This window comes from Streptomyces sp. NPDC001480 (assembly GCF_042894725.1).
GTDB lineage: Bacteria > Actinomycetota > Actinomycetes > Streptomycetales > Streptomycetaceae > Streptomyces.
Window position 1 is genome coordinate 333,857 of sequence record NZ_JBIAVX010000012.1, and the last position, 22,802, is coordinate 356,658.

Here is a 22,802-nt window from a genome sequence, read left to right on the forward strand (position 1 = left end):
GATCTCCACCCCCCGACCTCCACCCTCCCCCGAAGGGACAGCTCCATGCAGGTAACACGGCAGCGTCGGATCAGTGAGAAGGAGCAGGTCAGCCTTTTCGGCAGACGCGTCGGTCGCCGGACCTTGCTGGTGACGGCGGGCATCGCGGTCGCCCTGGCCGTCACGGGCACCGCGGTCGCCTCGACGCACCAGTTCGGGACCCAGCAGGTCGGCCAGGTCACCGACGACGGCCAGGTCGTCGCCGCGGACCAGTACATCGCCCCGTACGGCGACCGCACCGTCATCAACGACGGCAAGATCATGTCGTCCTCGGTCAGCCCGGACGGCACCCACCTCGCGGCCTCGGTCGCCGACGGTGACGCGTCGCTGGTCATCATGGATCTGGGGACCGGGCAGGTGAAGCAGAAGGTCGGCACCAAGACGGTGGACGACCTGCGCATCAGCAACGGCTCCGTCGGCCAGGAGGGCCCGGCGTACTCGCCCGACGGCAAGCAGCTCTGGCTGGGCCAGAGCGACGGCTACACCAAGTTCACCGTGAACGCCGACGGCACCCTCTCCAACCCGACGGCCGTCTCCATCCCGGCCGACGGCTCCAAGCACGCACTGGTGGGTGCGGCGGTGTTCTCGGCCGACGGCTCCACCGTGTACTCGGCGGTCAACGGCCAGAACCGGGTGGTCGCCATCGACGCGGCGACCGGGACCATCAAGCAGAGCTGGGCCGTGGGCAACGCCCCCCGTGGCATCGCCATGGTCGGCGACAAGCTCTACATCAGCAACGAGGGCGGGCGTCCGGCCGAGGCCGGCGACACCACGATGAACTCCTACGGCACCCAGGTGCCGGCCGACCCGGACACCGGTGCCGCCACCACCGGCACGGTCAGCGTGATCGACCTCGCGGACCCGACCGCCGCCGTCCAGAGCATCGACGTCGGTCTGCACCCGACCGCGGTGTACGCCAAGAAGGGCGCGGTGTTCGTCACCAACACCGCCGACAACAGCGTGTCGGTCATCAACACCGCCAAGGACAAGGTCGTGCAGACCGTCGCCACCCAGCCGTGGCCGGAGGCGAAGGTCGGCTACGAGCCCGACGCGGTGACGCTCACCGACGACGGGCGCCTGCTGGTGACGCTCGGCCGCGCCAACGCGGTCGCCGTCTACCGCTACACCTCCCCGCAGCAGCCGGCCCGTTACGTCGGCCTGCTCCCCACGGACTACTTCCCCGCGGAGATCGCCACCGTGGGCAAGGAGGTGGTCGTCTCCAACACCCGTGGTGTCGACGCCCGCCGCCCCACCACCAACGCCGGGCACGGCACCCACGACACGACCTCCAGCCTGACGCAGTTCACGCTGCCGGACGACAGCGTCATCAGGTATCGGACGGCCAAGGTCTTCAAGCAGAACGGCTGGACCCCCGGCTCGGTCAAGTCGGCCAAGGGCAAGAGCCACGCGAAGCCGCTGCCTGTTCCGGCACGGCTCGGCGACCCCTCGACGATCAAGCACGTCTTCCTGCTCGTCAAGGAGAACCGGACCTACGACCAGGTCTTCGGTGACATTCCGAACGGCAACGGCGACTCGTCGGTCACGCAGTTCGGCGAGAACGTGACGCCGAACCAGCACGCTCTGGCCGAGCAGTTCGGACTGTACGACAACTTCTACGACGTCGGCACGAACTCCGCCGAGGGCCACAACTGGCTGATGCAGTCCGACAACCCGGAGTACACCGAGTCCTCGGCCGGTGAGTACACCCGCAGTTACGACACCGAGGACGACGTTCTCGGCCACCAGAGGACCGGCTTCATCTGGAGCGGTGCGCAGGCGGCCGGCAAGTCGGTTAAGGACTACGGTGAGTTCCAGTCGATCGAGAGCAAGCCGGCGGACGCGACCTGGCAGAACCTGTACTGCGACGCCAAGAACATGGAGGCGACCGGGCAGCCGACCCGGTACCCCATTCAGACGGGCTCGGCGATCCCGTCGCTGAACAAGGTGTCCGTGCCCGGCTTCCCGATGTTCGACCTCAGCGTCCCGGACATCTACAAGGAACAGATCTGGAAGCAGGACTTCGAGAAGAACGGTCCGGCGAACCTGAACATGTTCTGGTTCTCCAACGACCACACCGGTGGTCCGGCGAGCCCGGCCGCCGAGGTCGCGGACAACGACCTCGCGGTCGGCAAGATGGTCGACACCATCACGCACAGCAAGTACTGGAAGGACTCGGCGATCTTCGTCGTCGAGGACGACTCCCAGGCCGGCCTCGACCACGTCGACGGCCACCGTGCCCCGGTCCAGGTCATCAGCCCCTATGCCCAGCACGGCACCGTCGACAGCCACTACTACTCGCAGATCACGATGATCCGCACCATCGAGCAGATCCTCGGGATCCACCCGATGAACCAGATGGACAGCGCGGCCACCCCGATGTTCGGGGCGTTCACCCCGAAGCCGAACTACACGCCGTTCACGGCGCAGCCCAACCGGACCTCGCTGACCCTCGGTCTGAGCACCCAGCCCTCCTGCGGCTCGGACGATCCCGCACCGCAGGACGCAAAGGCGGCGCCCGCGCCGACGTCCGTGACGGTGCCGGCGGCCGAGCGGAAGGTCGCGGCGCAGTGGAAGACCTGGGAGTCGCACCAGCGACTGACCGGGACCAAGGCGGTGCCGGACTTCGCGAACCCGGAGCAGATGAACCGCCTCACGTGGTACGAGACGCACAACTGGACCAAGCCGTACCCCGGCGACAGCAAGATCTACGCGCCGAACGACGTGCCCGGCGCCTACCTCCCCTCGCCGGAGTCCGACGGCTGACCTGACCCGCCCCCTGAATTGCCCCTGGTCGGCGTCACCGCCGGCCAGGGGCATCTTCGGTCCCGGGCTGCTCAGTCGGCCGTCCGCAGCAGCAGCTTGCCCGTGGAGGTGCGGCCGCCCATCAGCCGGTGGGCCTCGGCCGCGTCCGACAGCGGGAACTCGGCGGTGACCGGGAGGGTCACGGTGCCGTCGACGACCGTACGGAAGGCGCGTTCGGCGAGCGAGCGCAGCGCCTCGGGCGCCGTCCGGGCGAGGGCGAGGATGGAGAAGCCGGCGACGGAACGGCCCAGCGGGTAGAGCTCGGGCTGCCCGACGTGCCACGGCTCGGCTCCGCTCGCGTTGCCGAAGGACACCAGGCGTCCGAAGACGGCCAGGGCGTCTAGCCCGCTGCGCAGGGTGTCGCCGCCCACGGGGTCGAGTACCAGGTCGACGCCCCGGCCGGCGGTGGCGCGGCGGACGTCGTCGAGGAAGGTGTCGTCGGTGAACACGTCGTCATAGCCGTGCTTGAGAGCGTGCCCGGCCTTGGCGGAGGACGAGACCACGCCGTACACGGCGCCCGCGCCCGCCGCCCGGGCCAGCTGCCCGGCCGCCGTGCCGATGCCTCCCGCCGCGCCGTGGATCAGCACGCTCTCTCCGGCGCGCAGCCGCCCGACCTCATGGAGCAGGGCGTGCGCGGTCGGCAGTACGGTGGGCAGCGCGGCCGCGGTCCGCAGGTCCAGGCCCTCGGGGAGCGGGAAGACCGTGGCGGTCTCGGCGACCACGACCTCCGCGTAGGCGCCGCCGTTGACGAGTGCGACGACTTCCTGCCCCGGACGCAGCCCTGTCACGCCGTCACCGACGGCCCGGACTCGTCCCGAGACCTCGAGGCCGGGCCGGAAGGGCAGGGATTCGACCCGGTACCCCTCGGCGCGTGCCTTGAGGTCGGCGAAGTTCACGCCGACATGGGCGGCGTCGATGGTCACCTGGCCCGGCCCCGGCTCGGGAACGTCGGCCTGGACGACCTTCAGCACCTCGGGGCCGCCGTACTCCTGGAACTCCACTGCGCGCATAGCGGAACGCACCCTCCGACGATGTTCAACGAAAAGCGAACACTGGCACCGTACGACGTTCGTCGAACACTGGGCAAGCGGCATTGAACCTCCTCGCTGTGTGCGACGTATGAGTCACCGCGGGTGGCGCGGGGTCGCCCGACCGAGAGGAAGGGCCGAACAATTTCCTTATTATCGAGCCGTGCCGTCAGCATCGAGTCCGACGACGCGGCCCTGGTGCGGCAGGCGGACGGGACGGGCGGCACCCACGGCGGCACCCGCGGCGGCGGCCATGTGCCGGGCCTGGACGGGCTGCGCGGTCTGGCGGCACTGTATGTGGTTCTCTTCCACTGCTGGCTGCTCGCCTTTCCCGGCTTTCCGAAAAACTCGGGGCCGCCCTGGCTGGGCTGGCTGATGTACGGACGCCTCGCCGTTGTCTTCTTCCTCGTACTGTCCGGATTTTCGCTGGCCATCTCCCCGGCGCGCGGTGGTTGGCGGCAGGGCGGGGTCCTCCGGTTCTTACGGCGCCGAGCCTGGCGAATCCTTCCGCCGTACTGGGCCGCACTCGCGTTGAGCGTGGTGATCGGTTACTTCGTGGTGCCCGCGTCGCATCATGGGCCGCCGAACATCAGAACGGTTCTCGTGTACGGCCTCGTCGCCCAGGATGTCCTCACGGCTCGCACGCCGAACGGTGCGTTCTGGTCGATCGCCGTGGAGGCGCAGCTCTACCTCGTCTTCCCGCTGCTGCTCCTTGTCCGGAGACGGCTGGGGGCGGTACTCCTGGTCGGGGGTGTGACGCTGCTGGTCGTCCTGCGCGGGCTGTTGGCCGACAACGCGTTGCCGGACGAAGGTGACAACTGGCTGACCCCGAATCTCGCGCCCGTGTTCGTCGCCGGTCTGGTCGGCGCGGGAATCATCGTCGCGGGAGAGAAGGTCCGACGCATGCCCTGGCACTGGCTCGCCGCTCTGGCCGCCGTGCCGGTGATACTGCTCATCGCCGTCCAAGGATCGGCCTGGACGACAAAGCACTACTTCTGGATGGATCTCGCCGTCGCACCGGCCATGACGATGTTTCTGGCGGCGATCGCCACCGGGCGGCCGGCATGCGTGATGCGACTGCTGGCCATGCGGTCCATGCGTAGCCTCGGTGACTTCTCGTACAGCCTTTACCTCATTCATCTGCCGATCGTCATGGTCGTCGTCCGGAAGATCGCCCCGCAGTACGTGTCGGCCGGACTGCCCACGTTCTGTTTCACGTTGGTCCTGGGGCTGCCCGCTTCGGTGCTGTCGGCTCGGCTGTTCGCGCGGCTCTTCGAGCTTCCCTTCAAACGAAACCGGTCCTGGAAGTCCATGCTCTCGCCGGCACGTTCACGCTGACCCACCGGGCCCCATGCGGTCTTGGCCGTGTCCGCGTCACTGCGGTACGGTCTGTCCGATATTGACGACGGCGAGACGGAAGCCGGTGGGAATCCGGCACGGTCGCGCCACTGTGTGCCAGACGCCCTCCGGGGCGTCCGGCGAGTCAGACCCGTGGCCGTCGTCCTGTGCACCACCGAGATGGGACGCGAACTCCCAGAGGAGGCACTGCCATGGCGCAGTCCGTCGCCCAGCCGACAGCCACCACTCCCGCCATCCCCGCCAAGCTGCCGCTGAAGGCGATAGCCCCCTGGGCGGTCTTCTTCGGCATCCTGATGCTGGTCCTGCTGTACTTCGTCGGCGCCGAGCAGGGCGCCACCTCCGTGCTCAACGGCACGGACGTCCACGAGTGGGTGCACGACGCCCGCCACCTGCTCGGCTTCCCCTGCCACTGACGCGAGGGACGCCGCACGCCCATGAATTCCGCAACGGTAAGAAATCTCCTCGTGCGGGGCATGCTCGCCGGCCTGGCCGCCGGCGTGCTCGCCCTGGTCGTCGCCTACCTCCTCGGTGAGCCGAATGTCGACAAGGCGATCAGTTTCGAGGACGCCCACTCCCACGAACACGAGATGGAGGTCGTCTCCCGCTCCCTCCAGTCCACCGCCGGCCTCGCCACCGGCGTCCTGGTCTACGGGGTCGCCTTCGGCGGCATCGCCGCGCTCGCGTACTGCTTCGCGCTGGGCCGGATCGGCCGCTTCAGCCCACGGGCGACGGCTCTGCTGCTGTCCGGCTGCGCCCTGCTCGCCGTGTACGTCGTCCCGTTCCTGAAGTACCCGGCCAACCCGCCGTCCGTCGGTGAGCCCGACACCATCGGCAAGCGGACCACCCTGTACTTCCTGATGATGCTGCTCAGCATCCTTCTCGCGATCGGAGCCACCCTCCTGGGCAAACGCCTGGCGCCCGCTCTGGGCACCTGGTGGGCGACGGTGGCCGCGGTGGCCGCGTTCGTCGTCGTGATCGGACTGGCGTACGCGTTCCTGCCGGTCGTCAACGAGGTGCCGAAGGACTTCCCGGCCACCCTGCTGTGGCGGTTCCGCCTGTCGGCCCTGGCCGTCCAGACCGTCCTGTGGGGCGGATTCGGCCTGCTCTTCGGCGAGTTGGCCGAGCGGCAGCTCAATCCCGAACCCGCGGCGGCCCGGTCCGGGCGGACGGCTCCCACCCCGAACTGAACGCTTCCGGGACACGGGAGGGAGGGTCTCAGCGCGCCGAGACGGTGGCCGACGCGGCCAGCGGCTGCCCGAGCCGCAGATTCCACCGTCCGGCCCGCCCACTGAGCTCCGTGGCCGTCAGCGGCGGTACGTCCAGCCGCCAGAAGGCGGACGCGGGCAGGCCCAGTACGTGAACGGCCGCGGCCCGTACGACTTCCGGCTCGACCACGGCGAGCGTACGGCCGTCCGTGTCCTGCGCGGTGTCCAGCCAGTGCCCGACCCGCTCGCACACGTCCCGCACCGACTCCCCGCCGTGTCCTGCCCAGCCGGGATCGGCGAGCCAGTGGCCCACTGCCTCCGGCTCGGCCGCCGCCACCTCGTCAAGGGTGCGGCCTCGCCAGCGGCCCACGTCCAGACCGCGCAACTCCGGCGTCTCCACGACGTCCAGGCCGAGCGCCGCCGCCGTCTCCCGGCAGCGCGCACCCGGGGACGTGGCCACCCGGGCCGGCGAGGGCAACGACCCGGCCGCCGAGCGGGCGCGGGCCGCCCCGGCGTCGTCCACCGAATCGCCGTCGTAGAAGCGGGCCTGGCGCAGCGACGGGCTCGTCGCGGCCGAGACGAAGGTGACGCGGCTGGTCACGTGGCTGCTCCTCCTGCGGTCGGCATGGGACGCGGATCGCCTGCCTCGGTCGCGAACATAACAGGCAGGTGTTCTACCGCGCGCCGGCGGCGTGACGAGGAGGCCGCCGACGATGGTGCGGACGGGGGTTCAGGTCGCGCAGGACGTCGGCGGGGCAGTGGGCGGGGCCCTGGTCCCAGACGGTGAGGTCGGCGAAGCGACCGGGGGTGAGGGTGCCGCGCAGGTCCTCCTCGCCCGTCAGCCGGGCGACGTTGACGGTGTGCAGGGCGAGGGACTCTTCGTAGGTGATGGCGTGCTCGGGGCCCCGGACGCCGATGACGGTCTGCCGGGTGGTCATGCCCCAGACGGAACGCATGGCGCCGAACTGGCCGACGGGGAAGCCGGATCCGGTGCTGACCTGCGTGCCCAGGTCGAGCCAGCCCCGGGCCGGGAAGAGCCGGGCCACGCGTTCCGGGCCTCAGAAGCCCTCTTCCACCTCGGCGCTGTCGTGCAGCAGTGGCTGCCGGATGGTGACGGGGATGCCCAGGGCCACGGCACGGGCGCGCTGTTCGGGGCCGGCCAGGCCGCCGTGCTCCATCACCAGCGTCCCGGCGGGCAGGCCCGGGTTGCGCCGGAGGACACGCTCGTAGACGTCCAGCAGGACACGGACCGCGCGGACGGCCTCGGCCAGCGCGTCGGGCAGGTCCTCCACCTGGGCCGCGCTGGTCATACCGAGCGCCGAGACGAGGACACGGACCGGTGCTCAGCGCGCCGGCCTCGCGGGCGGCCAGCATCGCCGCGTAGTCGTCGAGGGAGTACCGCGCAGTCGCGCACGGTGCCGATGCCGGTGGCGGCGTACTGGCTGCTGGCCAGACGCAGTCCGGCGATGCGCTGGGCCCGGTCGGGGGCGGGGAACAGGCGCTCCACCAGGCCCAGGGCGTTGTCGATCAGCCTGCCGTCGAGCTTGCCGTCGGCGTCGCGGCCGATGACACCGCCCGGCGGTACGGGGGGCTCGGGAGTGGTCCTGGCCCGCTGCCGGATCAGGTCCAGGAACTCGGGGATGGTGCGGGCCTGGTGCACCGGAACGTCGTGCGCGCCGAGCGCCGCGTGGATCAGGCGGGTGTGGGTCTGGGAAAGGGCCGTGATGCGGTCACCGCGCACGGCCAGTACCCGCTGCGGGGCCTGGCCGGGCAACAGTGTGTGCACCGCGTCGGCCCGGATCACAAGATCGGCTCCGTGATCAGAAAGTACGCCATGCCCGGCCTGTTCCGTGCCGATCATGCGCCAATCCGCCGACGCGGCGGGCCGTCGGATCGTGCCCTCGTCCTCGTCATACGGAAGCCACGACCTGGCCGGACATGACCTCGGGAGGGTTGGGGAGCAGCGGCGCGAGGTTGTCCCGTACGAAGACCGCTGCCTTCTTGATCGATTCGTCGGCACCAGCCTCGTTCTCGAAGACGCTGGTCGAGACCATGACTCCGTTGCCGGCGTCGACCCAGTAGTAGGCCAGGAGACCCGGGATCTGACGCATGAGCGGCACGAACCCCTCGCTCACCCGACGCCCAGCCTCGGCCGGGTCGGTCACCCCTGAGTACCTTCTGATGGCTGCGTACACGGCTGTTCTCCTCGTGGGTCGGGGCATCTGCTGCCCAGACGCCGTACCCCCGCCGAGGTGTGCGCCCCCTGCGAGTCGTCCGGCAAGCACCGGAAGAGCTGACCGTTCGGTGCTCCGAATGGCGGCCTGTGCCCCCTTCCGGGAGCCGTGTGGGGCAGGTGGGAGGATGCTTGGCATGGACATCCGCCGTAGAAACAACGTGACGGTCGCCGGTCCCGCCGGCGCGCCGGTGGTGGTACTGGCGCACGGGTTCGGCTGCGACCAGAACATGTGGCGGTTCGTCGCGCCGGCACTGACCGATCGGTACCGGGTGGTCCTGTTCGACTACGTGGGCTCCGGCCGCTCGGACCTGTCGGCCTGGAGTCAGGAGCGGTACTCCTCGCTCGACGGCTACGCCCAGGACGTGGCCGACGTGTGCGAGGAGCTGGACCTGGAGCGGGCGGTGTTCGTGGGGCACTCGGTCAGCGCCATGGTCGGGGTGCTGGCGGCGCAGGCGGCGCCGGAGCGGATCGGGGCGCTGGTGATGGTGGCGCCGTCGCCGTGCTACGTCGACGACGACGGCTATCGCGGTGGCTTCAGCGCGGAGGACATCGACGAGCTGCTGGCCTCCTTGGAGTCCAACTACCTGGGCTGGTCCTCCGCCATGGCCCCGGTGATCATGGGCAATCCGGAACGGCCGGAGCTGGGGGAGGAGCTGGCCAACAGCTTCTGCGCCACCGACCCCGACATCGCCCGTGTCTTCGCCCGCACCACCTTCCTGTCCGACAGCCGGGACGACCTGAAGAGCGTGAGTGTGCCGACGCTGGTGCTGGAATGCGCTTCTGACGTCATCGCGCCCCGCGAGGTCGGCGCCTACGTGCACGCCGCGATCCCTTCCTCCCGCCTGGTCACCCTCGACGCCACCGGACACTGCCCCCAGCTGAGCGCACCGGAAGCCACCACCCGGGCGATCCTCGACTTCCTGGAGACCCGGCCGTGATGTGCCGCACGGACGGCGTGCCCGAGCCCCCCGGCACCGGCGACGAGGCGGCCACGTACGCCGCCTTCACCGCACTCCTCGAGGACAGTGCCGAAGAACTGTACGAGTCGGCACCCTGCGGCTATCTGTCCACCCTCATGGACGGCACCATCGCCAAGATCAACTCCACCCTGTTGGACTGGCTCGGCCTGGAACGCGCGGCCGTGGTGGGACGCAGGCGCTTCGCGGACCTGCTGAGCGTCGGCGGCAAGCTGTACCACGAGACGCACTTCGCGCCGCTGCTGCACATGCAGGGCGAGCTGAGCGGCATCGCCCTGGAGATGAAGACGGCCCAGGGCGACCGGCTGCCCGTGCTGGTCTCCTCGGTGGTCAAGCACGGCACCGAGGGCGACCCCCTGCTGATCCGCACGACCGTCTTCGACGCCTCCGACCGACGCGCCTACGAGGAGGAGCTGCTACGCCGCCGCCAGGACGCCGAACGCGCCCGCGCCGAGGCCGAACGGGCACGTGCGGAGGCGGAGCAGGCCCGCCGGCAGGCCGAGGCCGACAGGGAACGGCTGGCCGACGCACTCGCCGTACTCCAGAAGTCCCTGCTGCCCGACACCCTGCCGGCCCTGCCCGGGCTGGAGACGGCCGTCTACTACCACACGGCCTCTCCCGACCAGCTCGGCGGCGACTTCTACGACCTGTTCCCCATAGACGGCGACCGGTGGGCCTTCTTCCTCGGCGACGTGTGCGGCAAAGGCCCCCAAGCCGCCGCCCTCACCTCGCTGACCCGCTACACGCTGCGCGCCGCCGCCCACCACAACCCCGAGCCCGAAGCCGCGCTGACCACGCTGAACACCGTCCTGCACCAGCGGTACACGGCCGGCGGCGACCCCCGTTACTGCACCTGCGTCTTCGGCATCCTCGAACCCGGCACCGACGGCCGCACCACGGTCCGTCTCGGCTCCGGCGGCCACCCGCCGGCGCTGGTCCTGCGCGCCGACGGCCGGGCCCATTACCTGCCCACACCAGGCGGCCTGCTCGTCGGCGTCCTGCCCACGGCCCCGTTCGCCACGGCCACGACCACCCTCGCCCCCGGCGACACCCTCCTGCTCTACACCGACGGCCTCACCGAGGCCCGAACCGGCCCCACCCGCGACAGCCTGTACGGCGAAGAAGCCCTGCTCGCCTTCGTCGCCGCCCATGCCCCGGCCACCCCGCACACGGTGATCACCGCGCTCACCAAGCTGCTCGAAAGCCTCCGCGACGGCCTCGACGACGACACCGCCCTGCTCGCCCTCGGCGTCCCCGCCTTCCGGTCCCATGCCCTCCCGACACCGAATCACCCAAGATGACCCCGCTGAACATCACCCCCGGCGACACCGAAACCGGACCCGTCCTCCACGTGGCAGGTGAACTCGACCACGCCCGGGCCGCGGCCCTGCGGCGGCACATCGAGCACCTCGCCCTGGAGCCGGGCCAGTGCCTGACCCTCGAACTGTCCGGCCTGGAATTCTGCGACTCCACCGGCATCACGACCCTGCTCGCCGCACGCCAGCACGCCCAGGCCGCCGACGCCGACATCGTGCTGGCCGCCGTCCCGCCCGCCCTCCTGCGCGTACTCACCATCGTCGGCCTCGACCAGGTCTTCACGCTGAGAGGATGAGCAGCAGTGCGGCCATGGTGGTGAAGCCGGCGCACACGGCGACCACCATGCCGACGCAGCGCCGCCGCAGCACCCGGTAGCGGTGCTCGTACTCGGCGCGCAGCGACACGCACCGGGCCGCGACCCGTTCGAGATCCGCACGGGCGCGGTGCAGGCTGTCGGCGACGTACCGCCGCTCGACGTCCTCACGTTGCGCCGTCGTCAGCCATTCCAGGGGACCGGTGAACTCCCGTGCCCGCTGCTCCGCCTCCGCGATCCTGGCCTGCCACAGCAGGTATCCCTCCACCTCGTTGCCGAGGTCCCCGCCCGCTCCGGGCTGCGGCCGAGGCGGACCGCTCACCCGTTCCCTCGGTCGATCGTGGTCCGGACTCCGCCGGCCTCCTGTTCCGCCATCGCGATGTCGGGGTGGTGCAGGTCGAACGCCGGGGACTCGCTCCGGATCCGCGGCAGGGTGACGAAGTTGTGCCGCGGCGGCGGGCAGGAGGTCGCCCACTCGAGCGAACGGCCGTAGCCCCATGGGTCGTCGACGCCGACCGGCTTGCCGTACCTGGCCGTCTTCCACACGTTGTAGAGGAACGGCAGCATCGACAGGCCGAGCACGAACGAGCCGATCGACGAGACGGTGTTCAGAGCGGTGAAGCCGTCGGCCGCGAGGTAGTCCGCGTACCGGCGCGGCATCCCTTCGGCGCCCAGCCAGTGCTGGACCAGGAAAGTGGTGTGGAAACCGACGAACAGCGTCCAGAAGGTGATCTTGCCGAGGCGCTCGTCCAGCATCCTGCCGGTGAACTTCGGCCACCAGAAGTGGAATCCGGCGAACATCGCGAACACGACCGTACCGAAGACGACGTAGTGGAAGTGCGCCACCACGAAGTAGGAGTCGGACACCTCGAAGTCCAGCGGTGGTGAAGCCAGGATGACGCCGGTGAGCCCGCCGAAGAGGAACGTGACGAGGAAGCCGGTCGCCCACAGCATCGGTGTCTCGAAGGAAAGGCTGCCCTTCCACATGGTGCCGATCCAGTTGAAGAACTTCACTCCGGTCGGGACCGCGATCAGGAAGGTCATGAAGGAGAAGAACGGCAGCAGCACGGCGCCGGTGACGAACATGTGGTGCGCCCACACGGTGATGGACAGACCGGCGATCGAGATGGTCGCGGCGACGAGACCCATGAACCCGAAGATCGGCTTGCGGGCGAAGACCGGGATGATCTCCGTGACGATGCCGAAGAACGGCAGGGCGATGATGTACACCTCCGGATGGCCGAAGAACCAGAAGAGGTGTTGCCACAGGATCGGGCCGCCGTTGGCCGGGTCGTACACGTGGGCGCCGAACTTGCGGTCCGCCTCCAGGGCGAAGAGCGCGGCGGCCAGGACCGGGAAGGCGAGCAGGACCAGGACACCGGTCAGCAGCACGTTCCAGGTGAAGATCGGCATGCGGAACATGGTCATGCCGGGCGCGCGCATGCAGATGATCGTGGTGATGAAGTTGACGGCGCCGAGGATGGTGCCGAAGCCGGAGAAGGCGAGGCCCATGATCCACATGTCGGCGCCGATGCCCGGGGTGCGGATGGCGTCCGACAGCGGGGTGTAGGCGAACCAGCCGAAGTCGGCCGCACCGTTCGGGGTGAGGAAGCCGCCGACGGCGATGGACGAGCCGAAGAGGTACAGCCAGTACGCGAACATGTTCAGCCGGGGGAACGCCACGTCGGGCGCGCCGATCTGGAGCGGCATGATCCAGTTCGTGAAACCGGCGAACAGCGGCGTCGCGAACATCAGCAGCATGATCGTGCCGTGCATCGTGAACGCCTGGTTGAACTGCTCGTTCGAAAGGATCTGAAGGCCCGGCTGGGCCAGCTCGGCGCGCATGAGCAGCGCCATGACACCGCCGATGAGGAAGAACGCGAACGACGTCGTCAGATACAGCGTGCCGATCGTCTTGTGGTCGGTGGTCGTCAGCCACTTCACCACGACATTGCCGGGTTGCCTGCGCCTGACCGGCAGCTCGTTCGCGTACGAGTCCTCAGCCGTCGGGGCACCCGGGGGTTCGTTGAGAATGCTCACAACTCGTCCGTCTCCCACTACTCGCCGCCCGGCGGCGCTTGGCGTCAGTCACGCGCCATCCTGGCCGTGCGGGGGGCGGGCGTAGCACCCGGATCGGTCGACGTGCGGCCGATCGAATGACGGATACCCCCAGACGGAGCTGTGTGCGGGAGCCCGCCTCGGTCTCCCGCACACCGGGCCGGGCGTCACCGTCGTCGTGACCCGGGTCATGGCGGGTTTCCGCGGCACCGAGCCGAATCCGAAGCGCACGGGCGGGTCGACGGGCGCGGCCGCACCGAGGTCCCGTCCCTCGAACACCGCGCACACCGCGCGGATCGGGCGCAGGTCCCGCGCGCCGTAGCACTCGTGGCGCCCGGCACCGGCACTCCCGCGGGTGCGCACGCCGGACAGCAGGATGCGGGCGGGCCGGTCCGTCAGCGCGCACCATGCCGGAAGGCGGGCGAGCGCACCGGGGACGGCACGCAACAGCAGCCCGAGAAGCCCCCGACGGCCGGTGGTGAAGCGCAGGCCGAGCGGCCCCGCGGTGACGTCCCACGCGCCGTCCGTGACGCGCACGTCGACGGGGACGACACGTACGCTGTCGAAGGCATAGGTGCCGCTGATGAAGTCCGCCGTCCTCCGCGTGGGGGCGAGCAGCAGCCGGGTCCCGTCGGCCCGTTCGAGCATCACGTCGCTGAACGGCCCGAACGGCGAGCGCAGCCAGGTGCCGAGGACGATGCGGGTTCCGGAGGTCGTGCCCATGCCCGCGATCCAGCCGTCGAAGCGCAGCCGCGTCACGGCGTGGTGCTCTCGCTGCCGATCAGGTCGGTGACCGCCCGCAGACCTCCTTCGCGGAGGGCGGCGCGCTGCCGGTCGGCCCCGGTGCCGTGCTGGAGGAGCCGGTGCATCAAGGACGTGACCTGCCGGGTGTCGCCGGCCGTGTCGAGTGCCGGGGTGATGTGCCGCTGGAGCTCGTACAGCACGTCGCCGGCCCGGCGCCGGCCGCCTCCGGGATCGATGAGGGTGTTGCTCAGACCGTGACGGGCCGCGTGCCACATGGCGGCCTGGAGCAGCTCCGGGGCACACTCCGGAACGGGAGCGCCCACGGTCGCGTCCGCGAGGGCGATCTCCGCGAGGGCCCGTACGATCCCGGCGAACATGACCGCCTGATCCACGCGCAGCTGAACGTCCAGGCACCGCACTTCGAGAGTGGGGTACCGGTCCGACAGGCGGGCCTGCCAGTACAGCTGACCGGTGTCGGAGATCAGGCCGCTCTCCATGAGCTGGAGCACCCGCCGGTCGTAGTCGGCGGCGTCGCGGAACAGCGGAGGCACACCGCTCACCGGCCAGCGGTTGAAGATCACCGTGCGCCAGCTGGCGAAGCCGGTGTCGTGGCCGTCCCACAGCGGCGAGTTCGCCGACATCGCCGTCAGCGTCGGCAGCCAGACCCGGATGCGGTCGAGAACCTTCACGCCGGCCTCACGGCTGGGCACGGCGACATGCACGTGCATGCCGTTGACCAGCTGCTCCACCACCAGCTGCGGCGCCTGCACGGCCATGGCCCGGTACCGGGCCCGCTCGGTGACGGCCACCGGACGGCCGTGGCGCAGCGGCGGTGTCCCACAGGCCGCGATGCGGCACCCGTGCGCCTCGGCGGCCGCCCCGACGGCGTGCCGCAGGCGCAGCAGGTGCCCGCCGACCTCCTCCAGGGTGGCGCACACCGGCGTGGCCACCTCGACCTGCGCCTGGAGCAGCTCGCACTGCACCTCCCGGTCGGCCGTGACCGACGCCAGGCCGGCGTCGACGCGCACCTTGTCCGCCCGGGGCACGGGCAGGCCCGTGACCTGGTCGAGCAGCAGGTACTCCTCTTCCACACCGATCGTCGTCATCGGTCACCCTCTGTTCCGCACCTCGGGAAGGGATGCACGCTCGTCGGATGGTCCGAGTGCCCGCGTCCGTTTCATTGCAAAACCTGCCTAAAGGTCCGATGCCGGTGATGGTGGAGGAAGAAGCCCTCGGGCCGGCCGGTGGAAGGAGTGAGTGCGATGAGCCGAGCGGAGCGGGGCCCGGAGTGGGCTGATCGCCCGGAGGACGGGGCCTCGGGCCCGAGCGGGCTGCTGGATCTGCTGGGCGTCGCCGCGGTGCTGCTGGAGGCCGACGGCCGGATCGACATGTGGAGCCCGCAGGCCGAGGAACTGTTCGGCTACCGCGGCGGCGAGGCGGTCGGGCAGTACGCGGCGCTGCTGCTCCTGCACCCCGAACACCGGGAGGCGGCGATCAGGCTGTTCGGCGAGGTCATGGGGACCGGCCGCGGCTGGGCGGGCGCGTTCCCCGTCCGGCACAAGGACGGCAGCACCCGGTTGATCGAGTTCCGCAACATGCGGCTGACGGACCACACCGGCGAGCACTACGCCCTGGGGCTGGCCACCGACCGGTCCACGCTGCGGCAGCTGGAACGCAAGGTGGCCCTGTCCACCCGGCTGGTCACCCAGGCGCCGATCGGACTGGCCGTACTGGACACCGACCTGCGGTATCAGGCGGTCAATCCCGCACTGGCGGCCATGCACGGTCTCCCCGAGGCCGACCACGTCGGCCGGAGCTTCAGGGAGGTCCTGCCCGGTGAGGCCTTCGCGGGTGTGGAAGCCGCGATGCGGCAGGTCCTGGCCGGCGGCGTTCCCGTGGTGGACCAGCAGGTGGTCGGCCGCACAGCCGCCGGGCCGGACGAGGACCACGCCTGGGCGGTGTCGCTCTACCGGCTGGAGGACCACCGTGGGCACGTGCTCGGCATCGCCAACGTGGTGGTCGACGTCACCGACCGGTACCAGGAGGCCAGGAGAGCCGACCGGGCCCAGCAGCGCCTGCGGCTGGTGGCGAGCGGCTCGGCCCGTATCGGCACCACGCTGGAGGTGGAGCGGACAGCACGGGAACTGGCTGACGTCGTCGTGCCCGACCTGGCCGACATGGTCGCGGTGGACCTCCTGGACTCCGTCCTGAAGACGGGCCGCCCCGACCCGGGCGAGGAGCCCGCCCTGTTCCGCGCCCTCGCGGTGAAGACCGCCTATCCCACCGGCGCCGCCCAGGCGATCGTTCCGCCCGGCCGTCTCATCACGTACCCCGCCGGCCATCCGGCGGCCCATTGCATCCGCACCCGCCGTCCCCTCCTGCTCACCCACCTGGTCGGTGACGACCTCCTCCGTGTCGCCGCCGACCCCGATGCCGCCCGGCTGCTCGCCGAGGCCGGTGTCCACACCGACATGGCGGTCCCCCTCATCGCCCGGGAGCGGGTCATCGGTGTCATGGGCCTGGCCCGCGCCCGCAACCCCCAGCCGTTCGACGAGTACGATCTCGCCCTCGCCTGCGAACTGGCCTCGTCCGCCGCGCTGAGCATCGACAACGCCGTCCTGCACCAGCACATCCGCAGCGCCGCGGAGACCCTCCAGCGCAGCCTGCTCCCGCGGCTCTCGCCCTGCCACCCCGGTCTCGAGGTCGCCGCCCGCTACCGGCCCGCGCAGGCCTTCAGCGAGGTCGGCGGCGACTGGTACGACGTCATCCCCCTGGACGGCGACCGCACCGCCCTCACGGTGGGCGACGTCATGGGCAGTGGTATCCCTGCCGCCACCGCCATGGGCCGGCTGCGCACCGCCACCTCCACCCTCGCCGACCTCGACCTGGACCCCGCCCGGATCCTCACCCACCTCGACAAGATCACGCTGGGCCTGGACCCCTACTTCGCCACCTGTGTCTACGCCGTGTACGACCCGTCCGACCGCCGCCTGCACGTGGCCTCCGCCGGCCATCTGCCGCCGGTCCTCATGCGGGCGGGCCGGCCACCGGAACTCCTCGACCTGCCCACCGGCACCCCGCTGGGAGTCGGCGGCGTGCCGTTCCGGACCACCGTGCTGGACCTGAATCCCGGCGATCAACTGGTCCTCTACACCGACGGGCTGGTCGAAACCCGCAACGACCCCATCGACGAACGCCTGAACGACCTCCTGCGTCTGCTGTCACCGCCGTACTCCTCGACGGAGGAGATCTGCGACCGCCTCCTGCGGGAGCTCCGGCACCCGGACAGCCTCGACGACGTCGCGCTGCTCATCGCCCGTACGACCGGGCTCGGGTCCTGAGGCCACCGGTGGCGCGGCATCAGGCGGTCCGGTCCTTGCGCAGGAACCGGCGCAGCCGCCGCAGCGGCCACGTGTTGATCACATCCTCCGGGGTGAGCCATCCGCGTTGTGCCATGCCGATCCCGTAGCGGAGGCACGCGAGCTGGGGGATCGAGTGGGCGTCGGTGTCGATGGCGAACCTCGCCCCGAGACTCCTGGCGCGGAGGATGTCCTCGTCGCCCAGGTCGAGGCGGTCGGGCTGGGCGTTGATCTCCAGGGCCGTGCCGGTGCGGGCGCAGGCGGCGAACACCTCCTCGAAATCGGCGTCGACGCCCGGCCGTCTGCCGAGCAGACGGGTGGTGGGGTGCCCGATGATGTTGACGTGGGGGTTCTCGCAGGCGCGTACGATCCGCCGGGTCATCGCCCTGCGGCCGAGGTCGAAGTGGGAGTGCACCGAGGCCACGCACATGTCGAAGCCGTCGAGGAACTCCTCGGGCCAGTCCACCTCCCCTTCAGGACCGATGTTGAGCTCGGTGCCGTGCAGCAGCCGCATCCCGCGGTGGCGGCCGTCCAGTGACCGCACGTGCTCGCGCTGGGCGAGGATCTTCTCGTCGGTCATGCGCTGCATGTACAGGTTCGGTGCGTGGTCGGTCACCGCGCAGTACGCGTAGCCGCGCCCGGCGGCCGCCGCCACCAGCTCCTCCAGCGGGGCGAGGCCGTCGGTGAGGTCGGTGTGGGTGTGCAGGTCACCCCTGATGTCGTCCTCGGTGACGACCTCGGGCAACTCCCCGCGCAGGCCGGCTTCGATCTCTCCCCGGTCCTCGCGCAGCGTGGGCGGGATCCACGGCAGGCCGAGTCTGGCGTACACCTCGTCCTCGGACCGGGAGGCGACCCGCTTTGCGCCCTCGGCCTCGAACAGCCCGTACTCGGACAGCTTCAGCCCCAGATGGACGGCGATGGTGCGGGTGCGGATGTTGTGCGCCCTCGAGCCGGTGAAGTACTGCATTCCCGCGCCCCACGCGTCCGGTCGCACCACGCGCAGGTCGACCTGCACGCCCTTGACGGTACGGATCGAGGTCTTCTTCCGGCCATGGGCGATGACCTCGGCGGTGGAAGGCAGTTCGGTGAGGGCGTCCATGAAGGGGGCCGACCGGTCGGCGGCGACGAGGATGTCGATGTCGCCGATGGTCTCCCGCATACGGCGCAGCGAGCCGGCGTACGCGCACTGCTCACATCCGGTGAGCCGGGAGAGTTCCGCGACGATGTCCTCCGCGGCCTCCGTGGCGGTGCCCAGCGGGATCCGCCCCCCTGCCTGCCGCATCAGGGCGATGCCGTGCAGGATGTTCTCCTCGGTCCTCTCCCCGAAGCCCTTCAGATCGCGCAGCTTCTCCGCCCTGATGGCGTCGGCCAGTTCGCTCACCGAGGAGATGTGCAGGTCCTCGTAGAGCGCCATGGCCTTCTTGGGGCCGAGGGTGGGGATGGTGATGAGCTGCCGTACCCCTGCGGGAATCCGGGCCCGCGTCTCCTCGACCACCGTGACATGGCCGGTCCGGAAGTACTCGACGACCTTCTCGGCGATGGACTTCCCCACGCCCGGGATCTCTTTCAGACCCGCGACGTCGAGACGGGAGACGTCGGCGGGGTGGCCGGCGATCGCACGCGCGGCCTTTTCGTAGGCACGCGCCTTGAACGCGTCGCCTCCGGTGATGGCGATGAGGTCCGCGTACTCCTGAAGGAGCGCCTCGACCTCCTCGTTGGGCCGGACCATGTCTCCCAGTCTCCCGCAGATCCCGTCGAGCGTACGGATCCAGCCACCGCTTCCGTCTTCGGCCACTGCTCTGACGTGGTGTTTTACAGTGGCTTCCACCAGTTCCGGCGATGAACCTGAGAGGTATGCGCGAACATGCCGACCGAAACGTTTGAGTTTCAGGTGGAAGCCCGTCAGCTGTTGCAGCTGATGATCCACTCGGTCTACTCGAACAAGGACGTCTTCTTGCGGGAGCTCGTCTCCAACGCCTCCGACGCGCTCGACAAGCTGCGCCTGGAGAAGCTGTGGGACGACTCGCTCGACGCCGATGTGTCCGATCTGCACATCGAGATCGACGTCGACAAGGACGCCCGCACCCTGACCGTGCGGGACAACGGCGTCGGGATGTCGTACGACGAGGTCGGGCGGCTCATCGGCACGATCGCCAACTCGGGCACCGCGGAGTTCCTCCAGGAGCTGCGGGAGGCCAAGGACGCGGCGGGGGAGGAGGGGCTCATCGGCCAGTTCGGCGTCGGGTTCTACTCCGGCTTCATGGTCGCGGACGAGGTCACCCTGCTGACCCGCCGGGCCGGCGAGAGCCAGGGCACCCGCTGGACCTCGCGCGGCGAGGGCACGTACACGCTGGAGACGGCGGACGACGCCCCGCAGGGCACCTCGGTCACCCTCCACCTCAAGCCGGCCGACCCGGAGAACCAGCTCCACGACTACACCTCCCCGTGGAAGATCAAGGAGATCGTCAAGCGGTACTCGGACTTCATCACCTGGCCCATCCGGATGGTGCCCGAGAACTCCGCCGCGGCCGACGAGAGCGACGAGGCTCCGCAGGCCGAGACGCTCAACTCGATGAAGGCGCTGTGGGCACGGCCGCGCGACGAGGTGTCCGACGACGAGTACCACGAGCTGTACAAGCACATCGGCCACGACTGGCGCGACCCGCTGGAGACGATCCGGCTCCAGGCGGAGGGCACCTTCGAGTACCAGGCCCTGCTGTTCCTCCCCGCGCACGCCCCCCACGACCTGTTCACCCGCGACGCCAAGCGCGGCGTGCAGCTGTACGTCAAGCGCGTGTTCATCATGGACGACTGCGAGGCGCTGCTGCCGCCGTACCTCCGCTTCGTCAAGGGCGTCGTCGACGCGGCGGACCTCTCGCTCAACGTGTCCCGCGAGATCCTCCAGCAGGACCGCCACATCGAGATGATGCGGCGACGGCTGACCAAGAAGGTCCTGTCCACGGTCAAGGAGATGACGGCCAAGGACCAGGACCGCTACGCCACCTTCTGGCGGGAGTTCGGCGCGGTCCTGAAGGAAGGACTGGTCACCGACTCGGAGAACCGTGACGCCATCCTCGCCGTCGCGTCGTTCGCGAGCACGCACCACGACACCGAGCCGACCACGCTCAAGAGCTACGTGGAGCGGATGAAGGACGGGCAGGACGACATCTACTACCTGACCGGCGAGTCCCGGCAGAGCATCGAGAACTCCCCGCACATGGAGGCGTTCCGGGACCGGGGCATCGAGGTGCTGCTGCTCACCGACCCCGTCGACGAGGTGTGGGCCGACGCCGTCGGCGAGTACGAGGGCAAGAAGCTGCGGTCCGTCGCCAAGGGGCAGATCGACCTCGACGCCGAGGACGAGGACACCACCGACGGCGAGCGGGAGAAGCGGACCGAGGAGTACGCCGGGCTGCTCGGCTGGATGAAGGAGCAACTGGACGAGGACATCAAGGAGGTGCGCCTGTCCTCCCGGCTCACCGTCTCCCCGGCCTGCGTCGTCTCCGACGCCCACGACCTGACCCCGGCCCTGGAGAACATGTACCGCGCGATGGGCCAGGAGGTGCCGCGCGCCAAGCGGATCCTCGAGCTCAACCCGGACCACCGGCTGGTGAAGGGCCTCAACCAGGCGTACAAGGAGCGCGAGGACCGCACGGCACTCGCCGAGACCGCCGAACTCCTGCACGGCCTGGCGGTGCTCGCCGAGGGCGGTCAGCCCAAGGAACCGGCCCGCTTCGTCAAGCTGATGGCGGACCGCCTGGAGCGCGCGCTGTAACGCGGCTCCGCCAGGCATCGAGGACCCCGGGCGCCGGCCGCGGTCAGGAGGTGAGCCGTTCGCTCACCTCCCACAACCGCGCCGCCGCCTCGGGGTCCACCGCGTACGGCAGCACGCCGGGAAGCGGTCAGGAACTGGGCCGCTGACGCAGGGGGCCGAGGTCGCCTTCGAGGACGGTCTTGATGATCCGGGGGCGGTGCCAGAGCGCCAGGAGCTCGTTGGCGACGGCCACGGTCGGCAGGGGGTCCTGGTCGCCGTGCACCGTGATGGCGGCGGCCGACAGGCTTCGCGGGACGGCTCCCGCGTCGAGGAGGACGCGCCACTCCTGCGGACCGAGCTCCAGGAACTCCAGACCGGTGAGTTCCGCGATCTGCACGGGATCGGCGAGCGTGCCGGGGTACGCGGTGAGGGTCCGCAGACGCGGCAGCCCGATGACCGGGGCGAGGCTGAGCGGCTCGGCGTCCCACACACCGATGGACAGGACCTCCAGACCGGGGTGTGCGGCTGCCTCGACGCTCGGCAGGCTGCGGATGTTGACGTACGCCACCGCCGGCGGCTGGTCCGTGCGCGAGCCGCCACTTCGCTCGCTGAGCCGGTTCAGCACCAGGTCGGTCAGTGAATCGGCGACCAGTTCGGCGCCGGCGCTCTCCTCGTGGCCGATCATGATGATCTGCCCCCTGTGCCCACACGGGCCGGGCGTCAGATCGACCGCCAGCCGGTCGCCACCTCCGTTGTCCCCGAAGGCGATCCACCCGGGGGAGCCGACCAGGCCCTGCACCGCGGCGTCCGGCGGGGTGACGACCGCTTCCATCGCCGCGAACTTCCAACTGCAGTGCCGCGACGCCGCGTCGGCGATGTACAGGTCGTCCAGCGAGAAGAGCTCACAGCCGACCGCCCTGCATTCACGCTCGGGCGCCCCGTCGTCGTCGCCCCAGTTCTCCCACCGGGACCGTGTCACCCGGTAGAGCACTTTGAGCTCCTCGGGCAGCGGAACGCCGAGGCGCGCTTCCGCGGCGGCGATCTCCGCCTCCGTCGCGCCGACGGCGTCGGGCAGCCGCTCACGGAGCGTCCGCTCCAACAGTTCCGGATCCGCCGAAGCGGCCGGCACCGCTGCGGGCACCGGATCGGGAAGACACCGCCAGGGCTGGGGAAGAGCGCCCTCGACCAGTATGAGCGTCCCCGGGTGCGAGGTGCCGGTGCCGGGTTCCACGGCGGGACTCGGCGCGAACAGGCGGAGCGAGGTCTTCCCGGTCGGTGAGATCTTCGCCGTGAACGAGATGCCGTCGACACCGGCGTCCGCGAGCCCCTTCTGTACCCGCTCCACCGCCTCGAACTCGTCCCGCGCGTCCTCGACCTGGGCGGCGCGACCCGGCTGCGGCCGCGGTCGCCGCACGGGCAGGCTCCAGTCGTGCCGGCCGATGCGTCCCGCCACGCGGGCAGAGGTGGCGGTGGCCTGTCCCTCGGCGCCGCCTGCCCGGAGAAGCCGCAGCACGGGCGCCCAGGTCGCGAAGTCGTGTATCGAGGGCGGAGGAGGAGTCCGATCAACCATGCGCCGACCATACGGGGAGCCACTGACACCGAGGCCCGAGT

General features: G+C 70.3%; 21 protein-coding genes and 1 riboswitch. Of the genes, 9 read left to right on the forward strand and 12 right to left on the reverse strand.

Annotated features, from left to right (window positions below; translation table 11 throughout):
* Positions 1-45: 45 nt before the first annotated feature.
* Entirely contained in the window at positions 46-2,802 is a 2,757-nt protein-coding gene (locus ACFY01_RS29910; RefSeq protein ID WP_390738866.1) for an alkaline phosphatase family protein, read from the forward strand.
* Positions 2,803-2,873: 71 nt separating this feature from the next.
* On the opposite strand, the gene ACFY01_RS29915 is transcribed toward ACFY01_RS29910, so the two are convergent.
* Complete coding sequence (locus tag ACFY01_RS29915; RefSeq protein WP_390738867.1) at positions 2,874-3,851, reverse strand: zinc-binding alcohol dehydrogenase family protein; 978 nt, start codon at positions 3,849-3,851, stop codon at positions 2,874-2,876.
* Positions 3,852-4,067: 216 nt separating this feature from the next.
* On the opposite strand from ACFY01_RS29915, the gene ACFY01_RS29920 reads away from it, so the two are divergent.
* The 3 genes from ACFY01_RS29920 to ACFY01_RS29930 all read left to right on the forward strand — a co-directional run bounded on the left by ACFY01_RS29920 (position 4,068) and on the right by ACFY01_RS29930 (position 6,415).
* Positions 4,068-5,207, forward strand: coding sequence for an acyltransferase family protein (locus ACFY01_RS29920; RefSeq protein WP_390738868.1), 1,140 nt, complete (start codon positions 4,068-4,070; stop codon positions 5,205-5,207).
* Between the two features lie 31 nt (positions 5,208-5,238).
* A riboswitch (cobalamin riboswitch) is annotated at positions 5,239-5,383 on the forward strand.
* A gap of 36 nt (positions 5,384-5,419) precedes the next feature.
* Positions 5,420-5,641: a CbtB-domain containing protein gene (locus tag ACFY01_RS29925; protein ID WP_390738869.1), complete on the forward strand. Its 222-nt coding sequence runs from the start codon at positions 5,420-5,422 to the stop codon at positions 5,639-5,641.
* Positions 5,642-5,662: 21 nt separating this feature from the next.
* On the forward strand, positions 5,663-6,415 hold the full coding sequence (locus tag ACFY01_RS29930; protein ID WP_390738870.1) for a CbtA family protein: 753 nt from the start codon (positions 5,663-5,665) through the stop codon (positions 6,413-6,415).
* 28 nt (positions 6,416-6,443) lie between these two features.
* On the opposite strand, the gene ACFY01_RS29935 is transcribed toward ACFY01_RS29930, so the two are convergent.
* The 5 genes from ACFY01_RS29935 to ACFY01_RS29955 form a co-directional block, all read right to left on the reverse strand.
* On the reverse strand, positions 6,444-7,034 hold the full coding sequence (locus ACFY01_RS29935) for a histidine phosphatase family protein (protein WP_390738871.1): 591 nt from the start codon (positions 7,032-7,034) through the stop codon (positions 6,444-6,446).
* 73 nt (positions 7,035-7,107) lie between these two features.
* Positions 7,108-7,479 (reverse strand): amidohydrolase family protein, encoded by a 372-nt coding sequence (locus ACFY01_RS29940; protein WP_390738872.1) that lies wholly within the window; start codon positions 7,477-7,479, stop codon positions 7,108-7,110.
* A 12-nt stretch (positions 7,480-7,491) separates the two neighbouring features.
* A complete protein-coding gene (locus ACFY01_RS29945; RefSeq protein WP_390738873.1) occupies positions 7,492-7,743 on the reverse strand; it encodes a hypothetical protein in 252 nt (83 codons plus the stop codon).
* Positions 7,740-8,237, reverse strand: a complete 498-nt coding sequence (locus ACFY01_RS29950; protein WP_390738874.1) for a hypothetical protein — start codon at positions 8,235-8,237, stop codon at positions 7,740-7,742. Before ACFY01_RS29950 ends, ACFY01_RS29945 begins: the two co-directional genes overlap by 4 nt.
* Positions 8,238-8,343: 106 nt before the next feature.
* Entirely contained in the window at positions 8,344-8,598 is a 255-nt protein-coding gene (locus ACFY01_RS29955) for a hypothetical protein (RefSeq protein WP_390738875.1), read from the reverse strand.
* Between the two features lie 205 nt (positions 8,599-8,803).
* Here ACFY01_RS29955 and ACFY01_RS29960 point away from each other — a divergent pair, with 205 nt between their 5' ends.
* The 3 genes from ACFY01_RS29960 to ACFY01_RS29970 are packed head-to-tail and all read left to right on the forward strand — an operon-like array spanning position 8,804 to position 11,258.
* Positions 8,804-9,607, forward strand: coding sequence for an alpha/beta fold hydrolase (locus tag ACFY01_RS29960; protein ID WP_390738876.1), 804 nt, complete (start codon positions 8,804-8,806; stop codon positions 9,605-9,607).
* Positions 9,607-10,947 (forward strand): PP2C family protein-serine/threonine phosphatase, encoded by a 1,341-nt coding sequence (locus ACFY01_RS29965; protein WP_390738877.1) that lies wholly within the window; start codon positions 9,607-9,609, stop codon positions 10,945-10,947. The genes ACFY01_RS29960 and ACFY01_RS29965 overlap by 1 nt, the downstream gene beginning before the upstream one ends.
* Positions 10,944-11,258 carry an STAS domain-containing protein gene (locus tag ACFY01_RS29970; protein ID WP_390738878.1) on the forward strand — a complete coding sequence of 105 codons (315 nt, stop codon included), beginning with the start codon at positions 10,944-10,946 and terminating at the stop codon, positions 11,256-11,258. The genes ACFY01_RS29965 and ACFY01_RS29970 overlap by 4 nt, the downstream gene beginning before the upstream one ends.
* Here ACFY01_RS29970 and ACFY01_RS29975 read toward each other — a convergent pair.
* From ACFY01_RS29975 to ACFY01_RS29990, 4 genes are read right to left on the reverse strand one after another with little or no spacing between them, the layout of a single operon-like run.
* A complete protein-coding gene (locus tag ACFY01_RS29975) occupies positions 11,242-11,598 on the reverse strand; it encodes a cytochrome C oxidase subunit I (RefSeq protein WP_390738879.1) in 357 nt (118 codons plus the stop codon). The two genes, ACFY01_RS29970 and ACFY01_RS29975, sit on opposite strands and share 17 nt — an antisense overlap.
* Positions 11,595-13,316 carry a cytochrome c oxidase subunit I gene (gene ctaD, locus ACFY01_RS29980; RefSeq protein ID WP_390738880.1) on the reverse strand — a complete coding sequence of 574 codons (1,722 nt, stop codon included), beginning with the start codon at positions 13,314-13,316 and terminating at the stop codon, positions 11,595-11,597. The genes ACFY01_RS29975 and ctaD overlap by 4 nt, the downstream gene beginning before the upstream one ends.
* Positions 13,317-13,364: 48 nt before the next feature.
* A complete protein-coding gene (locus ACFY01_RS29985) occupies positions 13,365-14,057 on the reverse strand; it encodes a hypothetical protein (RefSeq protein ID WP_390738908.1) in 693 nt (230 codons plus the stop codon).
* Between the two features lie 32 nt (positions 14,058-14,089).
* Positions 14,090-15,184 (reverse strand): glutamate--cysteine ligase, encoded by a 1,095-nt coding sequence (locus ACFY01_RS29990; protein ID WP_390738881.1) that lies wholly within the window; start codon positions 15,182-15,184, stop codon positions 14,090-14,092.
* A 156-nt stretch (positions 15,185-15,340) separates the two neighbouring features.
* On the opposite strand from ACFY01_RS29990, the gene ACFY01_RS29995 reads away from it, so the two are divergent.
* Positions 15,341-17,419, forward strand: a complete 2,079-nt coding sequence (locus ACFY01_RS29995) for a SpoIIE family protein phosphatase (RefSeq protein ID WP_390738882.1) — start codon at positions 15,341-15,343, stop codon at positions 17,417-17,419.
* A gap of 19 nt (positions 17,420-17,438) precedes the next feature.
* On the opposite strand, the gene polX is transcribed toward ACFY01_RS29995, so the two are convergent.
* Complete coding sequence (gene polX, locus ACFY01_RS30000; RefSeq protein ID WP_390738883.1) at positions 17,439-19,166, reverse strand: DNA polymerase/3'-5' exonuclease PolX; 1,728 nt, start codon at positions 19,164-19,166, stop codon at positions 17,439-17,441.
* A 135-nt stretch (positions 19,167-19,301) separates the two neighbouring features.
* Between polX and htpG the strand changes: the two genes are divergently transcribed.
* Positions 19,302-21,212, forward strand: coding sequence for a molecular chaperone HtpG (gene htpG, locus ACFY01_RS30005; RefSeq protein WP_390738884.1), 1,911 nt, complete (start codon positions 19,302-19,304; stop codon positions 21,210-21,212).
* Between the two features lie 127 nt (positions 21,213-21,339).
* Here htpG and ACFY01_RS30010 read toward each other — a convergent pair whose 3' ends face one another.
* Positions 21,340-22,761, reverse strand: coding sequence for an SMI1/KNR4 family protein (locus ACFY01_RS30010; protein ID WP_390738885.1), 1,422 nt, complete (start codon positions 22,759-22,761; stop codon positions 21,340-21,342).
* Between the last annotated feature and the right edge of the window lie 41 nt (positions 22,762-22,802).

What these genes read in the sequence shown, in the direction of transcription:
- ACFY01_RS29910 (WP_390738866.1), top strand. Translation starts at nt 46, where the DNA reads ATGCAGGTAACACGGCAGCGTCGGATCAGTGAGAAGGAGCAGGTCAGC.
- ACFY01_RS29915 (WP_390738867.1), bottom strand. Translation starts at nt 3,851, where the DNA reads ATGCGCGCAGTGGAGTTCCAGGAGTACGGCGGCCCCGAGGTGCTGAAG.
- ACFY01_RS29925 (WP_390738869.1), top strand. Translation starts at nt 5,420, where the DNA reads ATGGCGCAGTCCGTCGCCCAGCCGACAGCCACCACTCCCGCCATCCCC.
- ACFY01_RS29930 (WP_390738870.1), top strand. Translation starts at nt 5,663, where the DNA reads ATGAATTCCGCAACGGTAAGAAATCTCCTCGTGCGGGGCATGCTCGCC.
- ACFY01_RS29945 (WP_390738873.1), bottom strand. Translation starts at nt 7,743, where the DNA reads ATGACCAGCGCGGCCCAGGTGGAGGACCTGCCCGACGCGCTGGCCGAG.
- ACFY01_RS29960 (WP_390738876.1), top strand. Translation starts at nt 8,804, where the DNA reads ATGGACATCCGCCGTAGAAACAACGTGACGGTCGCCGGTCCCGCCGGC.
- ACFY01_RS29965 (WP_390738877.1), top strand. Translation starts at nt 9,607, where the DNA reads ATGTGCCGCACGGACGGCGTGCCCGAGCCCCCCGGCACCGGCGACGAG.
- ACFY01_RS29970 (WP_390738878.1), top strand. Translation starts at nt 10,944, where the DNA reads ATGACCCCGCTGAACATCACCCCCGGCGACACCGAAACCGGACCCGTC.
- ACFY01_RS29985 (WP_390738908.1), bottom strand. Translation starts at nt 14,057, where the DNA reads ATGGGCACGACCTCCGGAACCCGCATCGTCCTCGGCACCTGGCTGCGC.
- ACFY01_RS29990 (WP_390738881.1), bottom strand. Translation starts at nt 15,184, where the DNA reads ATGACGACGATCGGTGTGGAAGAGGAGTACCTGCTGCTCGACCAGGTC.
- ACFY01_RS29995 (WP_390738882.1), top strand. Translation starts at nt 15,341, where the DNA reads ATGAGCCGAGCGGAGCGGGGCCCGGAGTGGGCTGATCGCCCGGAGGAC.
- polX (WP_390738883.1), bottom strand. Translation starts at nt 19,166, where the DNA reads ATGGTCCGGCCCAACGAGGAGGTCGAGGCGCTCCTTCAGGAGTACGCG.
- htpG (WP_390738884.1), top strand. Translation starts at nt 19,302, where the DNA reads ATGCCGACCGAAACGTTTGAGTTTCAGGTGGAAGCCCGTCAGCTGTTG.
- ACFY01_RS30010 (WP_390738885.1), bottom strand. Translation starts at nt 22,761, where the DNA reads ATGGTTGATCGGACTCCTCCTCCGCCCTCGATACACGACTTCGCGACC.